The sequence below is a fragment of the Agrobacterium sp. rho-8.1 genome (genome assembly GCF_033957725.1).
GTDB lineage: Bacteria > Pseudomonadota > Alphaproteobacteria > Rhizobiales > Rhizobiaceae > Agrobacterium.
The window spans coordinates 58,670-85,521 of sequence record NZ_CP192790.1 but is presented as its reverse complement, the minus strand read 5'-3'; the positions used below and the strand labels follow the sequence as shown (position 1 = coordinate 85,521).

General features: G+C 55.3%; 23 protein-coding genes and 1 pseudogene. 15 read left to right on the top strand and 9 right to left on the bottom strand.

The window, feature by feature from the left end:
* Positions 1–68: 68 nt before the first annotated feature.
* A complete protein-coding gene (locus RMR21_RS23045) occupies positions 69–1,976 on the bottom strand; it encodes a HAMP domain-containing methyl-accepting chemotaxis protein (protein ID WP_498672206.1) in 1,908 nt (635 codons plus the stop codon).
* A gap of 254 nt (positions 1,977–2,230) precedes the next feature.
* Here RMR21_RS23045 and RMR21_RS23040 point away from each other — a divergent pair, with 254 nt between their 5' ends.
* Entirely contained in the window at positions 2,231–2,737 is a 507-nt protein-coding gene (locus tag RMR21_RS23040; RefSeq protein ID WP_498672204.1) for a hypothetical protein, read from the top strand.
* A 317-nt stretch (positions 2,738–3,054) separates the two neighbouring features.
* On the opposite strand, the gene RMR21_RS23035 is transcribed toward RMR21_RS23040, so the two are convergent.
* Complete coding sequence (locus RMR21_RS23035; protein ID WP_498672202.1) at positions 3,055–5,355, bottom strand: methyl-accepting chemotaxis protein; 2,301 nt, start codon at positions 5,353–5,355, stop codon at positions 3,055–3,057.
* Positions 5,356–5,709: 354 nt separating this feature from the next.
* Here RMR21_RS23035 and RMR21_RS23030 point away from each other — a divergent pair, with 354 nt between their 5' ends.
* Positions 5,710–5,949 (top strand): DUF2934 domain-containing protein, encoded by a 240-nt coding sequence (locus tag RMR21_RS23030; protein WP_498672200.1) that lies wholly within the window; start codon positions 5,710–5,712, stop codon positions 5,947–5,949.
* Positions 5,950–6,002: 53 nt separating this feature from the next.
* Complete coding sequence (locus RMR21_RS23025) at positions 6,003–6,311, top strand: SemiSWEET family sugar transporter (protein WP_280174250.1); 309 nt, start codon at positions 6,003–6,005, stop codon at positions 6,309–6,311.
* A 79-nt stretch (positions 6,312–6,390) separates the two neighbouring features.
* Here the strand turns inward: RMR21_RS23025 and RMR21_RS23020 are convergent, their stop codons facing one another.
* The 4 genes from RMR21_RS23020 to RMR21_RS23005 all read right to left on the bottom strand — a co-directional run bounded on the left by RMR21_RS23020 (position 6,391) and on the right by RMR21_RS23005 (position 9,862).
* A complete protein-coding gene (locus RMR21_RS23020; RefSeq protein ID WP_498672198.1) occupies positions 6,391–6,642 on the bottom strand; it encodes a DUF6894 family protein in 252 nt (83 codons plus the stop codon).
* A gap of 27 nt (positions 6,643–6,669) precedes the next feature.
* Positions 6,670–6,852, bottom strand: coding sequence for a hypothetical protein (locus RMR21_RS23015; protein ID WP_498672197.1), 183 nt, complete (start codon positions 6,850–6,852; stop codon positions 6,670–6,672).
* Between the two features lie 429 nt (positions 6,853–7,281).
* Entirely contained in the window at positions 7,282–9,405 is a 2,124-nt protein-coding gene (locus tag RMR21_RS23010; RefSeq protein ID WP_498672195.1) for a putative bifunctional diguanylate cyclase/phosphodiesterase, read from the bottom strand.
* A 136-nt stretch (positions 9,406–9,541) separates the two neighbouring features.
* Positions 9,542–9,862 (bottom strand): hypothetical protein, encoded by a 321-nt coding sequence (locus tag RMR21_RS23005; protein WP_498672193.1) that lies wholly within the window; start codon positions 9,860–9,862, stop codon positions 9,542–9,544.
* A 62-nt stretch (positions 9,863–9,924) separates the two neighbouring features.
* On the opposite strand from RMR21_RS23005, the gene RMR21_RS23000 reads away from it, so the two are divergent.
* The 5 genes and pseudogenes from RMR21_RS23000 (at position 9,925) to RMR21_RS22980 (ending at position 13,209) form a co-directional block, all read left to right on the top strand.
* Entirely contained in the window at positions 9,925–10,131 is a 207-nt protein-coding gene (locus RMR21_RS23000) for a hypothetical protein (RefSeq protein ID WP_498672192.1), read from the top strand.
* Between the two features lie 644 nt (positions 10,132–10,775).
* Positions 10,776–11,057, top strand: coding sequence for a type II toxin-antitoxin system ParD family antitoxin (locus RMR21_RS22995; RefSeq protein ID WP_192067401.1), 282 nt, complete (start codon positions 10,776–10,778; stop codon positions 11,055–11,057).
* The gene (locus tag RMR21_RS22990; RefSeq protein WP_498672191.1) at positions 11,047–11,364 is read left to right on the top strand and encodes a type II toxin-antitoxin system RelE/ParE family toxin; all 318 of its coding nucleotides are present in this window, start codon (positions 11,047–11,049) and stop codon (positions 11,362–11,364) included. Before RMR21_RS22995 ends, RMR21_RS22990 begins: the two co-directional genes overlap by 11 nt.
* Before the next feature lie 584 nt (positions 11,365–11,948).
* Positions 11,949–12,479, top strand: a pseudogene (locus RMR21_RS22985) (DUF417 family protein).
* A gap of 49 nt (positions 12,480–12,528) precedes the next feature.
* Positions 12,529–13,209, top strand: coding sequence for an FMN-binding negative transcriptional regulator (locus RMR21_RS22980; RefSeq protein ID WP_498672189.1), 681 nt, complete (start codon positions 12,529–12,531; stop codon positions 13,207–13,209).
* Positions 13,210–13,251: 42 nt separating this feature from the next.
* On the opposite strand, the gene RMR21_RS22975 is transcribed toward RMR21_RS22980, so the two are convergent.
* Entirely contained in the window at positions 13,252–13,770 is a 519-nt protein-coding gene (locus RMR21_RS22975; protein WP_498672188.1) for a MarR family winged helix-turn-helix transcriptional regulator, read from the bottom strand.
* An 83-nt stretch (positions 13,771–13,853) separates the two neighbouring features.
* On the opposite strand from RMR21_RS22975, the gene RMR21_RS22970 reads away from it, so the two are divergent.
* Both RMR21_RS22970 and RMR21_RS22965 read left to right on the top strand, forming a co-directional pair.
* Positions 13,854–14,375 (top strand): YkgB family protein, encoded by a 522-nt coding sequence (locus RMR21_RS22970; protein ID WP_498672185.1) that lies wholly within the window; start codon positions 13,854–13,856, stop codon positions 14,373–14,375.
* A gap of 84 nt (positions 14,376–14,459) precedes the next feature.
* Positions 14,460–15,263 carry a YeeE/YedE thiosulfate transporter family protein gene (locus tag RMR21_RS22965; RefSeq protein ID WP_498672182.1) on the top strand — a complete coding sequence of 268 codons (804 nt, stop codon included), beginning with the start codon at positions 14,460–14,462 and terminating at the stop codon, positions 15,261–15,263.
* A gap of 148 nt (positions 15,264–15,411) precedes the next feature.
* Here the strand turns inward: RMR21_RS22965 and RMR21_RS22960 are convergent, their stop codons facing one another.
* On the bottom strand, positions 15,412–16,035 hold the full coding sequence (locus RMR21_RS22960; RefSeq protein WP_498672180.1) for a TetR/AcrR family transcriptional regulator: 624 nt from the start codon (positions 16,033–16,035) through the stop codon (positions 15,412–15,414).
* Positions 16,036–16,173: 138 nt separating this feature from the next.
* Here RMR21_RS22960 and RMR21_RS22955 point away from each other — a divergent pair, with 138 nt between their 5' ends.
* Both RMR21_RS22955 and RMR21_RS22950 read left to right on the top strand, forming a co-directional pair.
* Positions 16,174–16,515 carry a hypothetical protein gene (locus RMR21_RS22955; RefSeq protein ID WP_498672176.1) on the top strand — a complete coding sequence of 114 codons (342 nt, stop codon included), beginning with the start codon at positions 16,174–16,176 and terminating at the stop codon, positions 16,513–16,515.
* Positions 16,516–16,580: 65 nt separating this feature from the next.
* Entirely contained in the window at positions 16,581–17,492 is a 912-nt protein-coding gene (locus RMR21_RS22950) for a ketopantoate reductase family protein (RefSeq protein ID WP_498672174.1), read from the top strand.
* 69 nt (positions 17,493–17,561) lie between these two features.
* Here RMR21_RS22950 and RMR21_RS22945 read toward each other — a convergent pair whose 3' ends face one another.
* On the bottom strand, positions 17,562–18,533 hold the full coding sequence (locus RMR21_RS22945) for an MBL fold metallo-hydrolase (protein ID WP_498672172.1): 972 nt from the start codon (positions 18,531–18,533) through the stop codon (positions 17,562–17,564).
* 103 nt (positions 18,534–18,636) lie between these two features.
* Between RMR21_RS22945 and RMR21_RS22940 the strand changes: the two genes are divergently transcribed.
* From RMR21_RS22940 to RMR21_RS22930, 3 genes are all read left to right on the top strand, one after another.
* Positions 18,637–19,629, top strand: coding sequence for a LysR family transcriptional regulator (locus RMR21_RS22940; RefSeq protein ID WP_498672169.1), 993 nt, complete (start codon positions 18,637–18,639; stop codon positions 19,627–19,629).
* A 385-nt stretch (positions 19,630–20,014) separates the two neighbouring features.
* Positions 20,015–20,893, top strand: coding sequence for a BrxR family helix-turn-helix transcriptional regulator (locus RMR21_RS22935; RefSeq protein ID WP_498672167.1), 879 nt, complete (start codon positions 20,015–20,017; stop codon positions 20,891–20,893).
* Positions 20,894–20,949: 56 nt separating this feature from the next.
* The gene (locus tag RMR21_RS22930) at positions 20,950–26,850 is read left to right on the top strand and encodes an AAA family ATPase (protein ID WP_498672165.1); all 5,901 of its coding nucleotides are present in this window, start codon (positions 20,950–20,952) and stop codon (positions 26,848–26,850) included.
* Positions 26,851–26,852: the final 2 nt, after the last annotated feature.

The window sequence follows — 26,852 nt, the reverse complement described above, 5'->3', positions numbered from 1 at the left end:
ATCTTGTAGAAAAAATTGGGCGGAAGCTGCATGAACAGGGCCTGTAGACAGGTTTCAGGTCAGACTTTTTAAAACTCTTCCCAGCTATCGGCTTTTGCGGCGGTATTGCCACGCACAGCATTGGAAACGCGTGCCATCAGACGTCTTGCCGGAGACGGCGCTGGTGGTGTTTCCAGATCTCTGCGAGGACCGGTGGCTGTATGGGTTGAACCAATCTCGAAACTGGCGATCAGTTGGAATAGTGCCTCCGCTTCCCTGGCCAGCGAATGGCTTGCCGCCGTCGATTCCTCGACCATGGCGGCATTCTGCTGAGTGCTCTGGTCCATGGTGTTGACGGCAGTGTTGATTTCCCGCAGTCCCGTCGCCTGCTCCTTAGCGCCTTCGACAATCGCTGTGACATTGGTGCTGACACCCTGAACTTGCGCGACGATCTGTTCCAGAGCTTTGCCGGTTTCCGTCACCAATTCGACGCCGTTCTTGACCTGCACTCCCGATTTGCCAATCAGCGCCTTGATCTCTTTTGCAGCTTTTGCAGAACGCTGCGCGAGTTCGCGCACTTCCTGTGCAACGACGGCAAAGCCTTTGCCCGCCTCGCCCGCCCTGGCGGCTTCTACGCCGGCATTCAGTGCAAGCAGATTGGTCTGGAAGGCGATCTCATCGATGACACCGATGATGTTGGAAATCTCATTCGACGAAGTCTCTATCTCGTGCATGGCGGTGACAGCTCTGCTGACCACCGCACCTGAGTGCTCCGCCGATTGGCGCGTCTGCTGGACCATGTTGCCGGCCTCTTCGGCGCGCCTGCTTGAGTCGGTGACCGTGGTCGTTATCTGCTCTAGTGCCGCTGCTGTTTGCTCGACCGATGCTGCCTGTTGTTCCGTCCGCTTCGAGAGATCGTCGGCCGCCGCACGGATCTGATTGGACCCGGCTGCAATTGCCTGCGCATTCTGGCCGACGCGGCGCATGGCGTCTTCGAGTTTTGCGACGGCTTCATTGAAGTCGAGGCGGACCTGATCAAGCCGGTCTGCAAAGGTTTCGGTAATCCTGTAGTTCAGCTTGCCATCAGATAGGCGGCCTAGCGCACTGCCGATGCTATCGACTGCAAAGCGAACTTCCGACGCCTCCTGTGCCTGCAGGCGTTCACGGTCAGCACGCTCCTGCTCGGAAAGCGAACGGTTTGCTGCGGCTTCCTGTTCAAGCCGAACCCGATCACGTGCATTATCGCGAAACACAGCCACAGTGGACGCCATGGTTCCAATTTCGTCAGGGCGTCCCTCACCATAAATGTTGACGTCGAGATTACCCTTGGCAAGCGCGTCCATCGCGCCGGTGATGGCGTTCACGGGACGGATGACACCCGCAATGACTGTCCAGATAGAAAAAGCGGAAACGGCGGCTGCCATGGCTGTTAGCGCAATCATCAATGTTGTCAGCATTGCCCTCAGGTCATTGCCCTCTGCCAGCTTCTCCTTGGCGACGCGGATTTGCACATCGACCAGCTTGGCGATATCTCCACCCAGAGGATCGATTGCCGGATAGAGTTCTCTGTCTGCGAAGCTGGCGAGCGCAGAAGCATCTTTCGACGTGAGGATACCGAGAAGCTTCTGGACGCGGACGTCCGCCTTCAAGCGCGCTTCTTCGAAGTGATCGGCAAGTTGCTTTTCTTCACTTGTAAGGGTGGTGGCTATGTACGCCTTCCAATGATCGTTCACATCAGTCAGTGCAGACTGGACATTTGCTGTCCCCTCAACAGGGGACAATGCACCGGAACGAACCTTATGCACGGTATCGACAATGTTGACCGCGTAGCGATCACCAATTATTTTCAAATGCTCCATCGGTTCGACGCGATCAACCACGATGGAATCAGCAATTTTCGCTTCCTGTTCCATTGCGTAAAAGGAGAAGGCAGCAATCATAACAATTGTAGCGGTGAGCACCGAGATGCAGGCAAGCAGTTTCACACGGATAGTCATTACATCCTCAACCAGGCAATAGAGACGCACGTCTCTCGATAATTCGGCAACTGTTTGGGGCTGTCTGGCAGGATGATGCTTCGCTGAGGATCCCCATCCTCAACTCGCCGCGGATTGGACAATCATGGGCGCACCCGTTAAATCTAGGGGCAATCTGTTTATGAATTATAAATAACTGGATAGAATTGCCTAAAAATTAGCCCTCGCGAGTAAAAAGTCACCATTCAAGTTCAAGTTGAACCGAAAGATAAGCTATGCGCAGATATGCCGGACTAGCATTATTGGGTTTTAGCATAGCCACGGCGGCCATAGCGGCGGACGGATCAAAAACACCAGAGGTGTCGGTCAATCCCAACGAGCCGGCTTGCCTGAAGGTGCCTGCGGCCGATATGGAGCAATTCGTTGGTGCTCCTGCACGTATACGGGAGACCAATAACGGCTTTTGTTCTTGGAAAGGCAGCACATCAGGTGCCTATGTAAAGGTCATGTATTTCAAGGGCGAAAGCCTTGGTATCCCCGCTGGAGCGGAACGGGCTTATTTCGATCAGGGTATCGAAGTCATAAAGGCCGAGAACAAGCCCGGGGAGCTCGTGGAAATCCCTGCGTTAGGCGAAAGTGCCTGGGGCTTGAAAATCGCCGAAAATCCTACGAATTTCTACTCGGTGTACATGTTCAAGAACAAAGACAGCATCACCATTATGTCCAACGGCGTCGGATACGATGCGACCGTCAAGATTGCGCAGCTTGCGGCGCATATGTGATCTCTACCGCGCTGTCGTTCTGCATTTAATCGTAAGATCCCAGTCCCAACACTTTCAACAAGATAGCCCTGCATTAATTTGAGATTATGGCTTCGCTTTTTTTCACTTGATGTGAGCTTCCCACCGGGGGAAAGATGGCTGCCTACGGCCAAGCTTCATCAGAAATTTCCTATATAGTTATTGCCGAACCGGAAGGCGTCTCGCGCGGAAACCCTTGGCTTTGATCGCCACATTGCGATTGCAAGGAATAGGTAACAGGTCACCTCCATTCCTCGAAGGGAGGTGACCTGATCGAAGTCCGTCAAAGCCGGTTTTTCTTAGAACTCTTCCCAGCTTTTGGTTTTAAGAGCTGCATTGCCGGAAAATGACGAACTCACCCGGTTCAGTAATTGCCGGGCAGGCGACCGTTTTTGATCCGGCTGCCGACCTGATGTGGACGAGAATGCAGACTTTGCTCTGGCATCTGTCTCGAATTTTCCGACCAGAACAAACAAGGCATCGGCTTCTCGTGCGAGTGCATGGCTCGCGGCCGTAGATTCCTCCACCATCGCCGCATTTTGCTGGGTGCCCTGGTCCATCTGTGACACAGCCCGATTGATCTCCTTGATGCCGGTCGTCTGTTCGCGGGATGCTTCAACAATAGACAATACGTTAACGCTGATTTCTTTCACCTGCTCGACAATCTTGCCGAGCGATTCCCCCGTTTGTGCGACAAGACCAACGCCGCTTTTGACGTGATCTCCTGATTTCGCAATCAGTGCCTTGATGTCTTTTGCCGCACTGGCCGAACGTTGTGCGAGTTCACGAACTTCCTGGGCAACCACGGCAAAGCCCTTGCCTGCCTCGCCCGCTCTGGCCGCCTCCACGCCCGCATTCAGGGCAAGCAGGTTTGTTTGGAATGCAATCTCATCGATAACGCCGATGATGTTGGAGATTTCGTTGGACGACTTCTCAATCGCATTCATCGCATTGATGGCTTTCGTCACTACCGTGCCGGAATGTTCTGCATTTTCGCGCGTTTTGGTTACGAGACGACCGGCCTCTTCAGCACGGCGGCTGGTATCGGCAACGGTTGTAGTAATCTGTTCCAGCGCAGCGGCCGTCTCTTCGACAGATGCTGCCTGTTGTTCTGTGCGCTTGGCAAGATCGTCAGCCGAGGCGCGGATTTGGTTGGATCCAGCGGAAATGGCCTGCGCATTGCCGCTCACATTGACGATGGCATCCTCAAGACGCTCGATTGCACCGTTGAAATCCACCCGGATTTTATCGAGACGGGTCGCAAAGGACTGGTTGATGCGGTAGTTCAACGTGCCGTTGGCCATCGCGCCGAGGCCTGCAGCGAGTGTATCGACCGCGAATTGAACTTCTGCACTTTCGGCTGCTTCTCTTTCTTGCTGCTCCAGCCGTTCTCGTTCAGACAGCGTGCGGTTGGCCTGCGCCTCGGCTTCCAATTTCGACCGTTCCTGCGCATTGGTTTTGAACACGGCCACGGATTTCACCATGTCGCCAATTTCACTGCGGTCGGCAACGACGCTCAATTCGGCTTCCGCATGGCCATCCGCCAGTTCGCGCATCGTTTTCACAATGCGGGTCACCGGGTTCGTAATGGAACGTGTCACGATTGTTGCAAGCACCGCGACGAGTGCAAGAACGCCTGCGGATATTGCCAAGGAGATGAGAAGGCTGTTGTGCTGTTGCGCAGCAGACGCTGCGGCGTAATCGCGCAAGTCGAGGCCTGTTTTGTCTTCGACAGTTTTCAGTGCATTGATACGATTGGTCGAAGCTTTGTACCATTCTTCTCCGCTTACGCTGTTCAGTTGTCCTCCGAACGGACTAGCCATCGCAATCTTGCGTTGGCTTTCGACGAGTTTGCCTGCATCACTGCTCAATGCATCTTGCAAAGCTGCGCGCTGGTCTGCGCCCGCATAGCTGTTGAAATCAGAGAAATAGACATTTTGCATTGCACCGAATCTTACGAAAAGCGGATAGCTTTCTGGGTTGAAGCTGCCGGATGTAAAAGCCGCAGTTCCAATCGTACGCTCTTGGCCTGCCCTTTCCTTCCCTTGCAGAAGGGCCGAGTAAGCGACAATTCTGTTGGATATAGTGCTGTCTGTCGTCAGGGAACTCATCGATTCAATGATCTTGATGAGGCTACCGATAGTATCGGCAAAATATGCAGCGAGATCGGGCACACCAGCCTTGAGAGACGTTACATCCTGCCGCATTGCTTTAAGCTTATCGAGTTTGGCCTGAGCGGTGGCAGCAAGTTCTTTCAAAGCAGGTGCCATATCGTTATCTTCGTCTGTTAGACCAAGCGCGATGAAACGCTGGATTGCCGCGTCTGCAGCACCCCTTTGCTTTTCAAGAAGCGGGCCGAACTCGCCTTGTCCACGAGCACCTACAAAACCGGCGGAAGCTCCACGTTCCTTTTGAACCTCATGGATTGTGGCACCCAAGACAGGGGCCATCGAAGCAATTTCTGCCACCGACCGTGCCTCAGATGCAGTTTGCAATCGCTTGACATTGTCTTGCAAGGCTGCGCCAACCAAGGCGATCGTGGGGATGGCGGCAACGATAATGATGCGCGTCCTGATTTTTAGACTGCCGAATATGCTCACTTTTGGCCTCTGATGATGAAAGCGTGTCTGCTGGGAACTGCTTCAGTCATATAAAAATAAACCATTGAAATTTGGTTATTTTTGCACACGAAAAACTCAATGCGCCCAATTACTAGGCAGAGTTGCAACTATTGCGATTTGGAATTTCGGACTGACGTCAGGTCAACTAGGATTTATCTGAGGCATACAAGTGAGGATATCTCGCGTGACATAAGTTTTAGGCAACAATCAGCATCTCGAAAAATCAGCGCACCCGTCGAAGACGTCCGCCTCGGTCCCAAACACCCCTGACAAACGTGTCGCGCGGCTGGACCACGGCTTCTGCGCTGGCGGGAAACAGGTCCACCACTGCCGTTGAAAGGCCTGCCAGTCCGGCTTGAATATCAACAAAGAGACCCGAGCAGCACAAATGAACGAGAAAAGGGATATCTGGATCACGCATATGCACTTTGGGAAGAAAACGGGCAGATAAACGGACACGATCACGAACACTGGCAGCAAGCCGTCCGAGAATACGAGCTTATGATGCAAACCCGCGCATCGCCTGATGGTTCGGAAATACTGGCCATCCGAAAACACGAAGAGACGACTTAGCCGTGGACGACATTCGTCAGAGCAACAATGGGTCGATACTATCGAAACTAGTCATGAGGGGCCGCCTGCTGGCGCTCACAATAGCAGCATCTGCACGAAGGAAACATTCATTGGATACCGCTCTGTTGGTCGGATACCTTGCCTCGATGTGTTCGGTCTCAAGCTTCGTTCCACAGGTCTACAAGGTTGTCAGGACCGACGATACGAAAGCAATCTCAACAGGAATGTACTGTCTCACGGTTACAGGATTTGCGCTCTGGACCGCATTCGGGGTGATGCGCACCGAATGGCCTATCATCTTGACAAATTCCGCTTGTTTCTTTTTATCCCTGGTCATTCTCGTAAAGAAGCTAAGATCGTAGGCGCTCTCGAACGGGTGCCATAACAATCGGTCCGAGTTAAATATAGGTGAGAGGCTGAATGGGGTCGAGCGGGGGCGCGTCAGGCGTCTTCAGCAATCACACCTCTCGACACCGAATTCAACAGTATCCTGTCCATTGAAGACCCATCCGAGCGCGCAATCTCAAAATAGATTCCGTTTAGGTCGTCACCGTTAATCATTCTGTCCGCGGCCAGTTCTCGCGCAGTCTTCATCGCCTCTACACACGCATTTTTGTCATTCGCAAATTCAGCAACGTGCTCGTCGATCATCTCGCCGTCTTCATCGTGGACACGGAAAAAATACATTGGCATGGCGTCACCGTTCGAGTGGGGAATCGATTATTTTACCGGTCCGTCAGTTTGAATATGGTGGGCTTCGAGAAGTACGATCATCTCGTCTGCCTCGTCCTCTGTCAGCGCATCAATAGGAAGGTCATCGACTGTAGCCGGACTTACCGTGACAGAGTCGATGACGGTCCAAAATTCATCATGAATGTTTTTTCGTTTTTCGAACCGGCTCATGGCGTAATTTCAGCAAAATGACTTTGTGGGTCAATACGACTTCTTGCGACCGATAACTTCCAGTCCAGCAGATTACATTGCGGCTTCTGCAAAGGGTGCCACACCCTGGCGGCCTTTGGCGAAACGGTTAGAGACCCTGATGAGGCATTTTAACCCCACCAAACGCCCCAAGATTTCTGTGTTACCCGTGCCTCTCTTGCGAATTGGCTCAACTATAGGCGCGCTTCCTGCGGAATCTGAAGATCGCGCCAGAGCTAAGCGCCTCCTTGATCGCCGTCTCAACGAACGCGACAGGCCATCAATGCCACGCCGCACGCCGGCTACTTCTCAGGACAGATAGATCCTTTCATTTCCCGTTAGGACCGATGATGCTGCCTCCACGCAAAGCTACCAGCGACGATGCACCTCGGCATTCATTTCCGCTGCGACTTAGCAAGCGGTCGACGAGTCGGCCCTGCTTGGTCTTAATGCGAACATCTGCAGAAGCGCCGTAACTTCTGCTCGTCCTATTGGGCGCGACATCAGAAAACCCTGGATGTTATCGCAGCCCAACGATTTCAGCGCATCTCTCTGCTGGTTGGTTTCAACCCCTTCGGCCGTTGTCCGGAGCCCGTTTGCACGCGCCATCTTGATGATCGCTTCGACAATCGCGCTGTTCCGGCCCTCGCCCATCCCGGCGATAAACGATTTGTCGATCTTGAGCCTGTCAACAGTCACGTTCTGAACTCTTGAGAACGACGAGTACCCGGTGCCAAAATCATCGATTGCAAATCTTACCCCTGCCTCTCTCAGCATCGCGATGTTTCGCTCGGTCTCTTCCTCACTATCAATGGCCAAGCTTTCTGTTATCTCGATTTCCAATCGAGCCGGCTCGATCCCCCATTTGGCCAGGGTAGAAAGAACCCGCAGTGGGTAGCCAGCAGAAGCGAGTTCGGAGGCGGATGCATTCACGGCGACACTGATGGGAGGCAACCCGGCGATCAGGCTGCACGCGTCCTCCAAGACATGAGCGCCAATCTTGTTGATCACGCCAATCTCCTCTGCAAGCGGGATAAACATATCCGGAGCGATAGAGCCTAGCTCTGGATGTTTCCACCGCGCCAGCGCCTCGACCGAGCAAGGTTGCGAGCTGTCAGCACAGTAGACCGGCTGGTACACAACCTCAATCTGCGTCCCCGTTGACAATGCCTCGCGAAGATCATGCTCCAGTTTTCGGCGGGTGCGGAGAAGTTCGTCCATATGATCGCCAAATAATGCATATGTATTCCGTCCCGCAGCTTTTGCGTGATAGAGCGCGATATCCGCCTTCCTCGTCAGCTCGACAGGATCCACGTTTACACCTGTTGCGATCGCCGCACCGACGCTCGCACCAATGGAGCCATATACTCCGTCGATCTCAAAAGGCTCGCGCAGGCACGCGACGATTTTGTCTGCGACGGCGACGACCTCGTCGGCGTTCGTCCTCTCGAGCAAGACGGTGAATTCGTCGCCTCCGATCCGTCCGATCAAAGCGTCCGGGAGAATTTCCCTCATTCTCGCAGCAACGAGAGAAATCAGCTTATCACCGGTTGGATGTCCATATGTGTCGTTGACCGCTTTGAACCGGTCGAGGTCAATGAAGAGTACGCTGCACACGTCCTCAGGCAATGCTTTCCTCAGGCGCCCCGCGAGCTCATTATTAAAATAACCCCTGTTCGCGAGGCCCGTCAAAGTGTCGCGAAGCGCCAAATGTTGAAGTTCCCGGCGATTGGAATTGAGTTTAACCGAGCGTCGCCAGATTCCATGCCCGGCCAGGCTGGCGGCGATGAATATGCCAATGACGGAAAGTCCGATAACCGGGAGGGTTGCCTGCAAAACGCTCCTGCCCGGTTCAAATGGATGCCAGTTAAAGTACCCTATCACCTTTCCAGACTTCGAGGTGAGAGCGATATGGGAGTGGCGCTTGTCGCGTGGCATCTCCGTTGTGAACTGCATCTCGGCGAACTGGTATTCGCTACCTATTTCAGACGGGAAGTCTCGATCCAAAAACCGTACCGCGACATGCTGGTTTTCTTCGCCCGCCCGCTGCTCGATCTCGCCTGTGTCAGACACAATAGGTTTGACACTGACCACAGCAGGTCGTTCCCCTACATAGGTCAGATCACTCTCGCCGATTGACAGGACCTTGTCCGAAACGCCCTCATGGTCTCCTGCAGCCAGCCTTTCACGGAGCCGTTTCGCCAGCGGACTATAAGCCAGGCGAAGGTCTTCCTGTGACACCTCGCTGGCTGATTTTGAAATATATTGGTAGATGGGCAGCCCATTGGCAGAAAGCACGACGGCGGCATCATGGCTGAAGTAGGTGTTCATCCACTGCCCAAGGTTCACGTTAAGCCAATCCTGATCACGGTCCTTAGTTCTGATGACGGCGTCGTCCCACACGGTGGCACTCTCTTGATCGTGAGCGACCGAAGATCGGATTTTTGAAACGATGAGGGTGGCCAAACCCTTCTGCCGTTCCGCGGCGACCTCGTCAATTTCGGCGGCAGACCAGTAAAGGGTGCCGAGTAACATCGCTCCAACCAAAGCGGACACGCTTGCCGGGAGGCCCCATTTCGCGAACCATTGTGACTGCCTAATCATGCGCCATCTGCCCTTTCGTTGGACAAACCCTACAGCATCTGGGTTAAGCCTGAGGGAATGGACAGAGTTAACGATCCTCTTTTCCTTCGCTCCAAATCACCAGGTTCCCTAGCGTGCAATGAGCGTCCGTAAGAGGTGCTGTCCACGTTCGTAGTTGAGGGTCAATGCGGCTCGAAACATCTTTAATATCATGCGGATAGCGGCCAAAGCGAAGATGAGTACAGGCGCCTTGCGCTATGATCTGCCAAATCCGAACCGATCCACTGGCATAGCCAACCGGCTTGAACTGAAACAACCCGAGGTCCGGCTCCAAGGGATTGATCATTTGTGCGACGACCTGATATCCGATCGACAGGTCAGCAATTCCCGCATTGTCGGCCTGCGCCAACCTGAACTTCTAAATAGTTTACAGTCCCGCCCCGGTCTGGGGGGCAATTTGAGAGGTAGGAAATGCCTGAGCTCATCTCAAGAGAAGATGCACGTCTGTGTGCCAGTATCGTCAAGGAGGTCGCCCGTGCGCAAGGTCTCGTTCGAGAGCCGTCCGCGATTGGGAGGCTAACGGTATCAGTGGCCAGGCTCTACAATGAAGGCCTGCGAGATCGCGACCAGCTTCTTGCTGCGGCATTGCTTCTACCAAAGGGATGGGAAAATAAATGAGGCAACCCGTTGACGGTATTTTCAATCCTTGTCACTTAATATGTGGGGTTGCCAGGGCCCACAGTATCAGGCTGTTAACGCGGATCACATATTCTGTAGAATGACCGCTGCCCGCAGCAGCTACGGAAGCCGCGGTGGACGGTTAGCCGCCAGTCCGGGAAAGACCTATGTTCAGTGTTGTCTATCTTATAGTTGTGACTCTCGCTTTGATCGTAGCTATCTCTTCAGGTGCCGTGTTCAGTCTCTTGCTGGCCCTTGCGGCTTCCGTCGCGGGAGCCACATTTGCTGCGTGTCTGCGATGGCCAGAGCCGATGATTTGGTTAGTGCAGCTGGCCGCCCCGTTTTTCTTGCGATTGGGTTGACGGCGGCGCGGCTCTTCGACCGGCTAGGACAAGAAGCCAACTTTCGCCACCGCCGACGACCAGCGGAAGATTTTTGGCCAGACGCGTAATCAATTTGAGCAAGAGACGTAATAGCCTGCTCTTGAACGGAACCGAACCCGCGGCACGTAATTTCAACTTCCGTCAAGCCGTCTCCGTAGCGACCTTGCGGCTGAAGCAGTGCGCCAAGAGACCCTGCAACGATGTTGCCACTCTGAGCCTTTGGTGGTAAAAATTACTACCAAATGCCTTTGGAGGTCACCTATGCCAAATGTTGAAAAGGTCAGCGTTTCAATGACACCCCAACACGCCGAGTTATTGCGTGACGCGGTGAAAAGTGGCGCTTATGCTAGCGGAAGCGAAGTTGTTCGCGAAGCTATGCGTGACTGGTCGGCCAAATGGATGCAGAAGAGCGAAGATATCGCCAAGCTACGTGCGATGTGGGAAGAAGGCAAGGCTAGTGGCCCTGCGGTCGAAGTGGATTTTGATGCGGTGTTGGATGAAGCACGCCAGGAAATAGCGTCTGCCGCTCCCCATGCCCGTTAAGCTTCTTTGGACACTGAAGGCGCGCGCCGACGTAAAGAGCATCTACATCGAAATGAGGAAAGAGCAACCGCGCAGCGCTGAGCGGTACTTCGCCAATTTTCGCCGCAAGGCGGAATTGCTGATCGAGCACCCGCGTTTGGGCGAGCGTCACCCGGAAGTATTCCGAACCGCTCGGATGTTGGTCGAAGCGCCCTATGTGATTCTCTATGAGATAAGCCCCGACGCCGATGACGGCCCTGTTGATACCGTCGAGATCGTCCGAGTGGTGGACGGACGGCGTGACCTCTCCGCGCTGTTTAAGACCTGATGGGATGAAGGCAAAGTACCGAACGCTTTGAACCAAGCCGAACCTGCGGCCACATTATTTCGAGTGTGCGGAAAAAACGAACCACTGAACACGCGTCGCCGACAATACTGAGAAATTGTGTAAGATCAACGAAGTGGTATCGCGAGACGCCGTTCTAATATCGCTTAAGGTTTTTTGACATCGATGTCATCCACTGCGAATAGTGGGTACTTTTTGAGGCAATATCCTTAAAGTCGACCTCGACCGCTCTACGGCCATGCAGGCTCGATCGCCGCTGCGCGAGACCGGCACTGATGACACCAGACGAGGTGCTCTTATGCGACAATATGAGAACCTTGTTCGACGGTTCGACGGTCGTTCTCAAACATGACCGATCAATGCTAATGCGGAGCCAAAAGGCCCTAGTTCGCAGCATAACCCATCCTTCAGATATTCTTAGCGGAGATGGGAGAGTAGCGCTCCTACTAACCAATTTTGATGACCTATAAATAAATATGCGTCATGCATAGACATTGTTTCGCTCTCATGTTTATATGCATCATGCATACATATTCTTGTATCGATGGAAAAATGGAGACTGAAAGATGAACCCGCTTTCCTCACAGGCCGCTGCGGCCAAATTCTCAAAATATCAACCAGCACATCATTTCACATTAAAAGCCGGTGGAGCCATCTCCCTAGCAGGGGTTGTACTCCCCCTGCTCTTGATTGGAATTTTAAAGTTCACCCAGATCGAGGTAGAAGCGCTCAAGCCGCTGATCAGCGGTACGCCGTGGCTGGCATGGCTGTATTCAGCTTTCGGTTTTGCGGGCACCAGCCATTTGCTCGGTGTCGTCGAATTGATCACAGCCGTCTTATTCGTTGCGTCTCTATAGTCGGTCCGTGCCGGGATCGTCGCTGGAGCGCTAGGGGCCCTAATATTCCTGACAACCGTTTCGACCCTGTTCGCATTGCCGATCTGGGAAGCCTCTTCAGGCGGCTTTCCGTTCCTGAATTTTACCGGATCATTTCTGATCAAAGATATCGCACTGCTGGGTGTCAGCCTTGCGATTTTGGGCGAAAGCCTTCCCCGGGTGCAGCAGCGAAGGCTGTCGCCCACCCAAGCCGATTTGTAGAATTCGATCTGATGCCGAAAATTCTCTGTACACTAGACGAGGACCCAACATGCACTATTCAGAATACAAGCACACCGATCCGGCACTCCTTCGCGCCTTGGTCGAAACATTTCCATTTGCTGCCATATCCATCAACGGAACCGAAGGACCGCGTATTGCCCATGCGCCACTGACCTTCCGGCCTGGAAACGCACCAACAGGCGCACTTGAATTCCATTTGGCCAAGGCAAATCCGATTTCCAGCGACATGACGGTGGGCGTGCCAGTCACGATCCTGGTTCAGGGACCCGGGGCGGCAATATCGCCCAGTTGGTTCACGTCGAGCTTCCCAGATCCAGATTCGAATCGCAGCAGAACGGCCCCGACCTATAATTATATCAGCCTGATCATGCATGGGCGGCTTGCATTCATGGACGATGTTGCCCTGCAGCGCCAGATCAAAGACCTTGTGAATGCCAGCGAACCGCAGGGCGGATGGCAAACGAAGGAACTGGCTGCCGATCTCTGGCAGGGCTGGCGAAAGATGATCCAGGGATATCGGCTTGAAATCACCAGCTTCGATTTGACCGCAAAGCTTTCACATGGTGACGTACCAGAAGACAGGGGCGGTGTCGTCGAAGGATTGCTTCAGCGTGGCGTGTTGGCAGACGAAAATATGGCCCATCTTGTTGGCGGCCATGATGGCACGTCAGCCTCTCTCCAATCGCTGATCCGCTCCTTGAAGCACTGACGCTCGAAGCCTGCGAAATCCATGCTGCATTCTCATGCTCTGTCATGCCTCATTTTTTGCCTGGAGGCTGCAAACGACAGGACAGTTCGGGCAGGAACTCAAATCGCAAAGCCTGCAAACTGAATAGGCATGATCGAGGTCTTCAACAAAGTTGGTGAGCAGTTTTTCCGTCAGCAGGCGATAGGTCTCTTTCTCAACTGACGTAAGAACATCCATGGCGCGTGCGATGCGCTTGAAGCGTGAGGACAAGATAGCATCGCAGCGCGTGTCTCCGGCTTCCGTTAAGTGAAGGGCGACCGCCCTGCGATCGCTTGCGCTCGGCTGCCTCATGAAAAGGCCATCGGCCACGAGCCGATCCACCAACCGCACCGTGGCGGAATGAGAAAGGCCAAGCGCCCGCCGCATTTGCTCAATGGGCATGCCCGGTTCGTGCCGCAACAGCGTTATGGCCGCCGCAGCCTGACCCTTCTCCGGAGCCTGGTTTTCTGTTTCGCGCAACACCGCATCCGCCAAACCCAGAACCAGTGCGCCGATTACGTTTTCTGTCTTTTTCTCAGTCATGACGAATTAATATATGCGCCACGCATAGACATCAAGCAGAATTAATGTATGCTTCATGCATATAAATAGAAAGGATAATAAAAATGACCCGGACAATCACATCCGCCGCCGACCGCGCCATCCTTGGCGTTGATCGCATCATCCCCGCCGGCACAATCACAAAAATCGGTCGCGGCGTTGCCCTTGCGGGCGTGGTCCTTCCGCTCCTGCTGATAGGCGTCCTTAAATACACGCAGATCGAGGTCGATGCCCTCAAACCCCTCATAACAAACACACCGTGGCTATCGTGGCTCTATCCAGCATTTGGCGAGGTGGGCGCAACCGCTCTGCTCGGTACTGCAGAGATTTTCACAGCCATCCTGCTGATCGCCTCCATCTGGTCGGCACGCGCTGGCGTCCTTGGTGGCGCAATCGGCTCGATGACGTTTCTGACCACGGTCTCGGTCATGTTCGCACTGCCGATCTGGTACGCGGACCTTGGTGGCTTCCCCTGGATCAATCCGGTCGGCCAGTTTCTGCTCAAAGACGTCTCGTTGCTGGGCGTCAGTATTTTCATTCTCGGCGAAAGCATCGCGCGCGTCAGAGCTCAGGCATCACTGACCTGAGACCGCATTGAAAACAGGGCAGCATCCCGACCACTGTCCCCATCACAGAACCTTGTCGCTTGTCGCAGCCCTTATACTGGATTGATGATGACATATCTCGACGGCATTTCCATTCACGCTCTCGCGGTGCTCCTGGTTGTGGGAGCGTTCGCGCTCGGAGTAGCCATTCAGCATGGCACCACCTGCGCCGTTCGTGCGATGTCCGAACTTATGAGGGATCGAAGGGTGGATGGGTTGCTCGGGTTTTTCGAATGCGGCCTGTGGGCATTGCTTGTCGCATGGCTACTGACGCCAGACATGGCTGTTCCGCAGTGGGGGCCTTTGGGGTCTCTCGGCCTCGGTGCAGTTCTATTCGGGGCTGGCGCAACAATCAATGGCGGTTGCGCATTTGGCTCTATTGCACGCCTTGGCGAAGGAAGGGCCGAGTTTCTGCTGACTGGAGCGGGGGCATATCTTGCCTTTCGCCTTCTTGACGCGATGGGAGCCGGCGCAATCGCGGCACCGGAACGAACCCCTCTTCCCGAACATGCCCTGCTTATCGTCGCGCTCGGTCTGCCCGGCCTCATCCTGTTGCGCTTTGCGCTGTGGAGACGGCCGCTGCGCGTCATTCTCAAGCTGTCATTTCTGATGGGCGTGATCGGATTGGTCGGCGCTTTTGTCGGAGCCCTTCACCAGCCTTGGCCATGGATGCCTGCATTGAGATATATCGGGACCTCCGACTGGCTGACGGCCATGGGCCTTACAGGACTTATCGCAGGAAGCATCGCGAGCGGAATGTTTCAGGGACGGTTCCGGCTTGGAGTGCCGGGGCTCGCTGCGCTCCGCGACAGATTTACAGGAGGTTTGCTGATGGGCGCGGGCAGCACCTTGATACCCGGAGGCAATTGACAGTCTGGTCCTTCAGGGAATACCGTCAGGTAGCCCATTGGCTTTTCTGGCTTATGCAATTCTTCTTGCCACAATCATAGCGCTGTTGAAGATCGTGCCCCGCTTCAACGTCCACTAAGCGACCTCTACGGTTTACGCGACTGACGCGTTACGATCTGGCGGTATCGATGCCGGTTCCATCGATCAGGCCACGGGAGAGTATCTGCCCAATCAGTTCATCCAGATTGGCACCAGGCACATTCTGCGCCATCGCTTCAAGCCTGCCATCGATGATCAGCGTCGCCAATCCATGCATCAGAGACCAGCGCGTACTTGCTACAACCAGCGTTTCGAAATCGCTCCTGTCTGTCGCTTCACCGGAAGCTTCACTCGAAAGAAGTGCGAATGCCGCAGGACCCGCAACGGATAAGGAGGGCGAACACCAGTTCAGGCGCTCGGAACGGAACATCAGCAGAAAGACACCCGGATGCGCTCTGGCAAAGCGGATGTATCCGCGTCCCAGCGCCGTGGCATAAGCAGAGGGATCGACCTGAGCGGCAGCCTCTTCCATCTCGGCCAGGACAGTCTCGCGCAATCGCACGAAGCCCGAAGCAGCCAACTCCGTCAACAGACCGGAGAGATCGCCGAAGTGATGGGCAGGAGCGCCGTGCGAAACGCCCGCCTCGCGTGCCGCCGCCCGCAAGGTAAGCCCGGCAATGCCGTCGCGGTCGAGGATTGCTTCCGCCGCCTCCAGCAACGCCTGGCGCAGCGATCCGTGATGATAAGGTTTCATGCCTAATCCTTACACTGACTAGATTGCGCTTGACCAGAGAAAATGATCCTGACATTGATTTAGACAGCGTCTAAATAAGGACATTTCAATGCCACTGAGCCCCCTTTCGGGTGGTGCCAGACGGCCAGGAGGACTGCGATGGAGAAGGTCTATGTATCAATCACCGGCCTCCAGCTGAAAGGCAGGCGCCATTTTTTCCGTTTCTGGTGGCATGCGATCAGGTCAATGGCTCAAGCCAAGCAGGCCGAGGGCAACATCGCCACAGATGCGCGCCTCATCAATGGCGTGCATCACACAAGAACCGTGTGGAAGGATGAGGGCGCAATGCGTCGATATCTGATCGCTGGCGCGCACCTGAAAGCGATGAAGGCCTTCGGCTCTATCGCGACAGGCAAGACACTCGGCTTCTACTGCGACAGCGTTCCCGATTGGGACGAGGTGCACCGGGCATGGCAATCACGCGGCAGGCAAGTCGGATAGTCAAAGACGCCCGAGATATCGCACCGGCCCAGACCCCACATGCCTTTAACGAGAAAGAAAACGTCATGACGGATTTTTCCTCCCCGGGTGCGCTTCGCATCGCCGTGATTGGTGTTGGCGGAATTGGAAGTACATTCGCATTTCATCTGGCCCGCTACGGCGGGCATGCGGTCACCGTCATTGCAAGGCCGGGTTCCGCGCACCTTGAGCACTTGTTGATCGACAGCGGAATCATCAGCATCACGGGTGAGCATGCGGCTGTTGGTGTCACCGACACGTTGGACGAAGCTGTGCCCTATGATCTTGTGGTCGTCACATTGCTCGCACATCAAGTCGATGCCGTGCTGCCTGCGCTGAAAAGAAGTGCAGCCAGAAACATCTTGTTCATGTTCAACAACTTTGATCCGGATCGACTGCGCGACATCATCGGCACTGAGCGCAGCGCATTCGGAATGCCATTCGTGCAGGCCAGTTCTGCCAAAGATGGAAGACTGAAAGCAGTCGTTGGGGCTGGCGGGCAAAAAACGAAAATCAGCGACCAGCGTTGGGTCGATCTCTTTTCAAAAGCCGGGCTGCCCGCTGTGCTGGAAACAGACATGCTGCTTTGGCTTCAATGCCATGCTCCTCTCTGTGTCGCATTCGAGAGCATATCGATCGCCGCTGTCCGGCGCGGCACGGGCGCATCCTGGAAGGAGGCTCTGATTGTTGCGCGTGGAACCCACGAGAGTTTCAGGCTCATAAGAGCATTGGGCACGTCACTCTATCCCTCCGGAAAAGCGTGGCTCGCCAGAAGCCCAGTTTGGGTTGTCGCCAGCATGCTCTGGGCCATATCGCGCGTCCGCTCCTTCCGAGAACTTCTCGCAACCGGCGAGGGTGAATGTGGCGCCCTCATCGAGACGATGGCCGACGCGTCTCAGCGCAGCAACATAAGGATCGATGCATCGAAAATACGGGCCATGGCACCGGCTGCATTATAAGTGTCGCCGCCGAACCAGGCATGAGTGTAGAGACGAGGCTCCATCCCGCAGGTGGAGCCTCATCAGACATCAGTAATTGGCGCTATAAACCAGCGGAACCCAATCATAGTTCGTCTCGTCCCGCCTGATATGACCGATGCCCGGAAAGGCGTGGTGCGCGCCTGCAACCAGATATTTCTGATCAGCTGCCTCGGCGAAAGCAACGGCGCGTGTGGCGGCAGCCGTCGTCTGGTCCACGTCAAAATCGACCGTCACCTCCGGATGGTCATATTGCAGCACGTCGCCATGCGCGATATCGCCCCAGAACACGATCTTTTTCCCCTGACTTTCGACGATGATGCCGCTGTGTCCGGGCGTATGGCCAGCGCGCAGCACCGAGCCAAAACCGGGCAAAGGCGCGGCATCGTCCTCAAAGGTTTCGAACTTCTTCGCATCGACATACGGGCTGACGCATTGCTCGGCCTGCGCAATCTGGGGACCCAGAACCTTGTCAGCCTTGGCTTTGGCATCCGCTTTCAACCAGAACTTGGCTTCGCGATCGTTGACATGCAGGATCGCGTTTTCAAACACACGCTTGCCATTGGCAATGAGACCGCCGGAATGGTCAGCATGGATGTGCGTGAGGATGACGTCATCGATCTGGTCCGCTTTGTAACCCGCAGCCTCGATATTGGAAACGAGCTTGCCGAGCGCCGGTCCCATCAGATCGCCCGTACCGGCATCGATCAGAACAAGCTTCTCGCCGGTATTGACCAGAAAGGCGTTGACCGAAATTTCCGAACCCGCCTGAAAATGATCGGCAAGATAGGTTTCTGCGTCTCTTTCGGCGATGCCCTTGTATATTTTCGACATGGGCAGTTTCACCGTGCCGTCGGAAACCGCGGTGATTTCATAGTCACCGAGTTTCATGCGGTAAAAGCTGGCCGCTTGCTTGCCAACCATGGGCGCCTTGGCAAAGGCAGCGGTGGGCAAGGTTGTCATGGCGCTTGCAGCAAGGGCTGCGCCTGCTGTGCTGATAAGTAGGGAGCGACGGGTTTGCATGGGAAACTCCTGGGCATTGGACGGCCCGTTGACGACATGGTCTTGGAACTGACCTTTTTAGCACGTATGCATGGACGCATTAGTAATCAAATCGATGCGGCTCATGACAACTATCGATCATTTCAATTTGCGTTCTTTCGATCTCAATCTGCTGGTTGCTTTTGACGCCCTCATGGCGGAGGGAAACGTCACCAAAGCGGCTCGAAGGTTGAAGGTCCAGCAACCTGCAATGAGCCATTCCCTTTCAACGCTTCGGGTCCTCTTGCAGGACGAATTGTTCATTCGCGTAGGACAGGTGATGCAGCCGACAGCACGGGCGCGCAGCTTGGCCGCGCCGGTCCGCCATGCTCTTCGCCAGGCGCAGATGGCGCTGATCGGCAACTTCGCGTTTGATCCGGCAACGGAAGAACGAACGTTCCGCATCGCGATGTCTCCCGAAATCGAGCTGTTGCTTATCCCCGAGCTAACGATGCGCCTGCGCCGCGATGCACCCGGCATCAAGGTTTTGGCCAGAGTGTTTCCATACGAGGCGATGGAACCTTCACTGGAGGATGGCAGCATCGACATCGCGGTTGGCTGCACATACACAAAGACGAGCCGCCGATCCTTCGAGACATTGTACGAGCCGGAAATGGCATGCTGCTACAATCCGGCTCTCCTGCCTTTGTCGAACCCGGTGGAACTCTCGAACTATCTTTCCGCTGACCATGCAACCATCTCCCAGAACGAGACATTGCAGGGCTGCATCAAGGATGCGCTGGAATTGGCGGGCGTGGAGCTAAACGTGATAGCCGCAGCACCCGGCTATATGTCGGTTCTATCGGCGGCGCAGATCGCACCGGTCATTGCCACGGTACCGAGCCGCATCGCTGATCGTTACGCGGCACTTCTCGGCCTCAAGGTTAGCCCGTTACCGGTGAGTCTGTCCTTTCCGTCAGTGAAAATGGTGTGGGCGAGCCACGCCGACGGCGATCCTGCGAACGGCTGGCTGCGGCATCAAGTTCGCGATAGCCTTGTGCGCACAGAAGTCGGGGGCTCGAAATCGGATGTTCCGATGCAGATCAACGATGACAACGTCGTTTCCCAGCATTTATGAAACTGTCGGGTCGCGAGCCTTGAAAATACCGTCGTTTCGGCACCGCGCGCGGGGACCCAGTTTGGTTGAGGCGCCGACTGGGAAGGGATCATTGCACGCCTTGAGTGGATTCGAACCCGAGACCACCTGCGCTAATAGCTAAGTACTTGTTTATGCGCATCCTCTTTGTTCGCCTGTGGCGTTGGTTCCCTTCGATGCACGCAATCTTTTTGGCCCAAAGTGAGTATCACAGCGACAACCGTTGTAGGGGATAATTTACCGGCGCACTAACTGATCTTGCGGCTTTTCCGACGCCTGACCGCGAGGGGCTAAGGTTCGGATTGCCATAGCCGCAAAAGATCAGTATAGTTCCTATACATATGGTGCCCATTTTGTGGAGAAGTGCGTGGAGCCCAACGACAACGTTTTGCGCTGGGGAACAGAGCAACGACTGGAATTTATCGAGTTCAAGTGCTTCTGGGAAGGCGGCATCCGCCGCGCCGACATTACAGACCGCTTCAACGTGTCAGTTCCGCAGGCCTCGAACGATCTTTCCCTCTATCAGGGTCTAGAACCGGAAAACATCCGGTACGACACCCGAGAAAAACGATACGTTGCAACTGCCAACTTCACACCCCGCTTTTTAAAGCCAAGCGCGGAACGCTACCTCGCACAATTGAAGATGATCGCCGATCGCGTCATCGGTATAGATGACACGTGGATCGGCCACCCGCCGCCGATCGATGCGTTGCCCATCCCTTTCAGATCAGTCCGGCCCGTCGTCTTTAAATCATTGCTTGGAGCTATCCGCGCAAAGCAGTCGGTCGAGATATTTTACCAGTCCATGAGCAAAAGTCGGCCTGACGCAGCTTGGCGGCGTGTAACACCTCGCGCCTTCGGAAATGACGGATTGCGCTGGCATGTTCGTGCGTTCTGCCACTTAGACGGCGCATACAAGGATTTCATTCTATCACGCTGCGAAAACGTGCGAGAGCATGAGGTCGGCGATGGCTTCGACGTTCCGGACCGAGAATGGGAAACTTTCTTCGAGGTCATCCTGCAGCCCAACCCCGCTCTCTCGGCGTCGCAACAGCGCACGGTTGCACTCGATTACGCAATGGACAACGGCCGCGCTCACATCTCTGTTCGGCGAGCCCTTCTATATTACTTTCAAAAACGACTGAGACTCGACATCGACACCGATCGGCCAGCCGAGCGACCTGTCGTCGTGGAAAACTGGACTGACTTTCGCGCGGCGATGTTGGAAGACAAAAAACTCATCTAGCATTACATCCTAGAATTGATCTATCTTGCCGAAACGCGAGAAGGGCAGGCATTGATATGAGCGCAAGAATTGATACCGTCGTCGACATCGAGACCTTGCGCAGCCCGATACTGTCTCTACCCGGAGATATCGACGCGGCCTGGTTCCGTGACTGGGTACCAATTTCGAATCGGCAGATCCGGCTTTTCCATGCCAAATGGGGCAAGACCATCCTGCCAGTCACCGGATTTCCCTGGCCACCAGAACGCCCCGGCGTCGATGCAGTGTATGATCTCCTGCCAGAAGCTGCTCGTTACCCTTACTTCCTGCGTCTCTTCCTACAGGAAATCGAACCCGGTGCGTCAGAGAAGCGGACCTACTTCAAACGTCTTTCATCGCGTTACGTAGACGCGCTCCGCGCGAGTGGTGTCAGCACACTGGCCCCAAAGGACGCGGAGGCCACCCGTCAGCAGCTTGTCGAGCTTGCCGCGAGGGGCCGAGGCGAGATATCAACCGCGGTCGTCCTGCTTGAATGGTCCGCGCAACCAATCCCGGACAAACCGTTGTCCATGTTCAATGTCGCTGACTCCCTCCCCGAACTTCGATCCTATATCCTAGCTTATATGGCCTGCTCGTCGGATCCGTTCGAAACGCTTCTCGCAAGCGACCCTCTTCCCATTGCAGGCCACGCTTCGGTGGAAGAGGAGGAGCCCGTAGCCGATCACGCGGGCCCCCATATGGGGGGAGACCTCGTTCAAACCAGCTGGAACGATGCGATCACAACTATGGCTTACCTGCTCACAACGGCAAGAAACGTACCTCCGGACGCGTCCCTGGTGGGGGCGCTTGAGAAGCAACTGGGCATTCTTGAAAAAGCGGCCAAGCAGCATGCCCTCGACCTCGCTCCGCGCACCACCGAGGACATCGCCCATCGCGCGGCCGCGCTGCTCTCCAAGATTAAGGGAGCGCTAATAGAGCTGGAACTCTTAGACGACGCACTTTCACTGCTTTGCGACAGTATTGCCACTAGGATTAAGACGTTGCCGTCAGCAGCACTTCTTGGACCACTTGACGAAGCCGCAAATATCTTGGCTGCGGCGGAAGCAAACGGTACGATCGTCGCCGAGGACCTCGCCTCTTATCGGTCGCCTCCAAAAATGCCGCCGAAGCAGTTTATAACCTTCGCGCACTCGCTGTTGGACGCCATTGAAACGAACGCTCGAACCGCCCTTGAGGGATGCGACGACGCACTGGTGGCGCTCGCGGTGACGACGATGCCTAACGTGGTCAACGATCCCATCTCCGTAGAGTGTGTCGAGGATTACACCACGGCAATGGAGCCGGGCTCCGCGCCGCTGGCGCCGGAAGCGGAGGACATCGCCGCCCTCTCTGACAATTCGTTCTTCGATGACGAGGAGCCTTTCGAAATCCCGCTGCCGCCAGTCATAGAAACTGAAGCGGCCGACGACCCGGATGCAGCCCCCATAGACCCGTTCGTGGCCGACATACACGCCAAGGCCGCGGAACTTTTCACGCATCATGAGTGGGGGTTGGCTTATCATTTTGCCCGTGCTTCAGAACCAATGCTGTCACCCGGCGAGACACCAATCACATCTGACGAACTCAAGGTGATTGCGTTTGCGAAGGAAATGACCGGATCGAAATACGAACCGGAAGGCTTCAAGGACGCGCTCGAGGCGTGCGTCGTGATTGCGGAGAAAATCGCCCAGTCGAGCACGCCGTTAGACCGCGCGAGGCAGACCGCACTGTACGCGGCAATGGTACCGACGGCTCTTTTCAACCTCTCTGAGAGTTCGAAAGCCTTCAGCATTATCGAGCACCTTAATGGCAGCGGTCATTGCGCCGCGTTTTTTCGGTTGAAGGAAGTTCTGGACGAAAACCGGAAATCGAATTTTCCCCTTAGCCTGCAAAATATAGCGGCCGCGGGCGATGCGAAGGCGGATCGCTCTTACTTAGACGAGTGCCAAAAGAGGATTCTGGCAAAGATCGCGGCCTTCCAGGCCTCAAATTTTCGTTTCGCCCTCGGCCAGAAGATCAAGAAAGAGCTGCTGTCCAATCAAGGCGAAGTCACCTTGTTGGCAAGCGCGATGCAGTCACCGACCGCTGTCGATGCTGCCAATCGATTTTCGGAGGAATTCCCAGATCGTCAAAGGGTACTGCTGGCACTCGAGAAAATTGCCGAAGCGGTCGGCCATGGTCAGGTAATCGACGGCGCGGCGCGGGAGCGGCTCGTAGCCCTTCTCCTTGATCTCTCCAGCCTTTGTCAAGATTTGCGCGATGCGAAGCGTCAGGCGACCGATCTTCAGGCGCGCGCTAGCCGACGCACATTGGTGCGCCGTTTGATCGACGATCTGGCTGCCAGTATCGACCACTTCACGAGCCATCTCGAAGATGACGATAGCGATCGCTTGCTAGTAGCCGCCAACGGCTATGCCCGGGATGTGCTCGGCCGTTTGAGTGCCATTCTTCGCGGATCGACAGCGAGCGAGTTCGATCGTACGGCCGCAAATCTCGCACTGCATGTCCCCCTTCTATGGCTTCCGAACATGACTTGGAGCCATGCTTGGACACCCTCGCCTGCTGACAGTCCAAAACTGGTTAACGCTATCATCGACCTTCCCTTGCCGCGGTTGAACGGAACCGCCGACGAGTGCTTCAGAATAGTCGTCGAGCAGCGTTATCAAGAGGACGCTTTCCTCGCCGCCAAGGCGCTGCTGCAGTTCTGGCAGCATTTTGGCCTTGGCGAAGTGGAATACCTGGACCTCGAGGCTCGAGTTGCGACAACCGAAAGCCTCCGGCGCGGCCAGCTCGCCGCGCAGCAGGAGACCGTAGGCATGCTTCTCCACAAGGTGCGGCGCATGGCGCTTGGCGGCCTTAAAGTAACCGCCGACCTCGAAGAGAGCCTGCGGACTGTCACTGCAGCCCGTTCTGGCGACGACATTGCTTGGGACTTCATGCCAGAAGAAATCGATGGTGTCCGTATCACCGACGTCAACGCCGCCTTCGAGAGACTGAGCGATCTCGAACGGCAGGCACGCAAGCTTCTTGACGAAGGCAAGGCCGCCCTTGAAGGACAAATCACCAGCCTCTCGGCGACGGAGGTCTCTGATGGAGAACGCCAAGCATTGTCGAAATTGCTGGAGGCGGATGATCTGGCGACGCTGTCCGACTGGTTGGGCATGTTCGCTTCCGGAGCCACTCGTCGACCAGTGCTGGAAACGGGCGCAGCCAACAAGGATCTGGTCCGCTTCCGCTCTATCCTTCGCCAGATCAAGGGAGCCGACCTCGTTCAACTCGGTCAGATGCTGACGACCGGATCCGACAATGACATTTACGGCATTGCAGCGCTCGACGAGGATCAGCGCGAAGAGGCCGGTGAGGTACTCAAGACATGGCAGATATTTAAACGGGCAATCAAGTCTGGTTTAGGAGGGCCGCAACTGATCGCGACGTTACTGGGACTGGTGTCACAGCTGAGCTTCGACTGTTCCCTTGTGGAGATGAACAAGTCCAAAACCAAGAAGGGAAGTCTCCTCGTCATTGACGCCGTCGTCTCAATGTCATTCGATGGCCAGTCGAGCATACTTCCGGATTTCGGCAGTATGGTCGATAACTCTTGGCAAATCGCCGCCGCCACAAACACAGTCTCTAATAGCGAGATCATTTCGCTACCCGAAGGCGCGGAAAATCGCGGAACCCTTTTATTGTTTTTCGGATCGATGGCGACGGAGCGGCGCGAGCAGCTCAAGCTCGATTGCATTCGGATGCGGCGTAAAATCCTTGTCGTCGACGAAGTGATGCTCGCGACGGTCCTCACCATGCCGGAACGGCGGCGGCTGGCAATGTTCGAATTGGCACAGGCATCAACGGTCGCCAAACCCTACCAAGACTATGGCCGCTCGCAGGTGCCGCCCGAAATGTTCAAGGGCCGTGCGAAAGAACTCGCCGGCATAGTCGATCCTTTTGGGTCCTATATCGTCTATGGTGGTCGAAGGCTCGGCAAGACGGCGCTGTTGCGTCATCTGGAGCGCCGCGCCCCACCGCACGCGGAATTTGGTTACGTCGACCTCATGGATGCCTCATCGAAGTCGCTGTGGGAAAAGGCGGCCAGAGTTCTCGTGCCGATCTTTGGCGAAAAGCGTGTAGCGACGGCCGACGATTTCGAACAAGGGATCAAAGACTTTCTCTCCGGAGACGGCCGCCGTCGCGTACTTCTTATGCTTGACGAAGCCGACAATTTTGTACGCCAGGAAGCGCAGGAAACCGATCATCGCCATGTCCTGCGCCTGATCGCTTTGATGAACGAGACCAACCATCGATTCAAGTTCACCCTCTCCGGACTACATAATGTGTCGCGCATCACCAAGGCGGAAAATTCCCCGCTCGCGCAAATCTCTAGCGACCCGGTCCGTATCGGACCACTCGTTAACGGCGACGCCGGCGACGCCGAAGCACTCGTTAGGCTGCCACTGGCAGCGCTGGGCTATGAATTTGCAAACCGCGAAGACGTCTGGCGGATACTCAGCTTTGCAAATTACTATCCCATTCTTATTCAGGTGTTCTGCCAGGGTCTCCTAGACAACATCGAGGAACACCAGAAGTCCACCAACAAGCTCATATGGTCGATTCCCTCTACAATGGTCGACCGTGCTCTCGCCGATCCACGCATACGCAAAACCCTCTATGAAAGCTTCGAGAAGACCATCAAGCATATCGAGCAACGCTATGAGCTTTTGACTTACATCATTGCCGAGCGTGCCCTTATTGACGTCGAAGGAGGCAACGACGGCGACGGGATGACGACCAGCGAGGTGGCCGAACGCGCCACAAAGTACTGGCCAGAAGCCTTCCCCAAGGGTAGCGATCCGGCCGAGACTGACTACCTGCTCGACGAAATGGAGGGTTTCGGCATCCTTCGTCGCATCACGGGCACGAACAAGTGGGGTTTGCGCTCACGCATGCTACTAGACCTTATGGTCACCGACGAGGAGGATCTGCTCACTCGGATATACAGCTTCCAAGGACGCAAACCGGAGGACCATTTCGATCCCAAGAACGCGCGCTCGATTCTTCCGCTCTCCGGCCGATCCGATCACGAGCTCCGCATCTCACCTCTCACCGACGGACAGGAAGCCACACTGCTTGATCCGGACGTCAATCCCGCTACCGCCGTGGTCATCTTTGGTCCCGCAATCGCAAATGCCGATCAGGTCTATCTCGCGTTGAAGCGATCATCCAATCCGAAGGTCACTGTCGAGGTCAGAGGCTGGCGGGACTGCGGCGACCTTTTATCTGAAATCAAGCGTGTCCGGCAGGATGATCACCTGCTGGTGCTCATTGTCCCCCACACCACTGAATGGACACCAGACTGGGTTCGAAATGTCGCCAAACAGGCCAACGTTGTTCGAGGACGGGTTCGCCCGGTATTCGTAGGAACCTCGCACCACGCAGCCGTCTGGTCCGGTGCCTATCCATGGGGTTCGAAAGTGCCCCACCGAATCGAGATCACAACTCTCAAGCCTTGGTCGCGGTCTTATATCGCTGCCCGACTTGACGCGATAAATGGCTTGAAGCCAAAGACTATTGACCGAATCGTGGAGGTGACTGGTGGTTGGAATGATCCATGCCAAGCCGTTTTCGCTTCTGCGGCATCAGGAGCTGCGGTCGACAAAATGCTTCAGGAGCTCAGCACCCAGCAGAGCGGCGACATCTCCGAACGCTTCGGCATGCCTCCTGAGTTCTTCGCGATATTCTCAACGCTGGCCGATTACTGTGAAGGAGAGACGGCCGACAGCATTCTGTCACTTTTCGAGGATCGAGAACTGGCCTCCACTGCGATCCGGTTCGGTCTATTGATGGGCATCCTAACGACAACTGCGGCCGATCCAAACAGCGGTGCCAGCGAACGGTTTTCTATGAACGGTGTCGCAAAAACGCTGATCGTCGGAAAAAGGTAGGC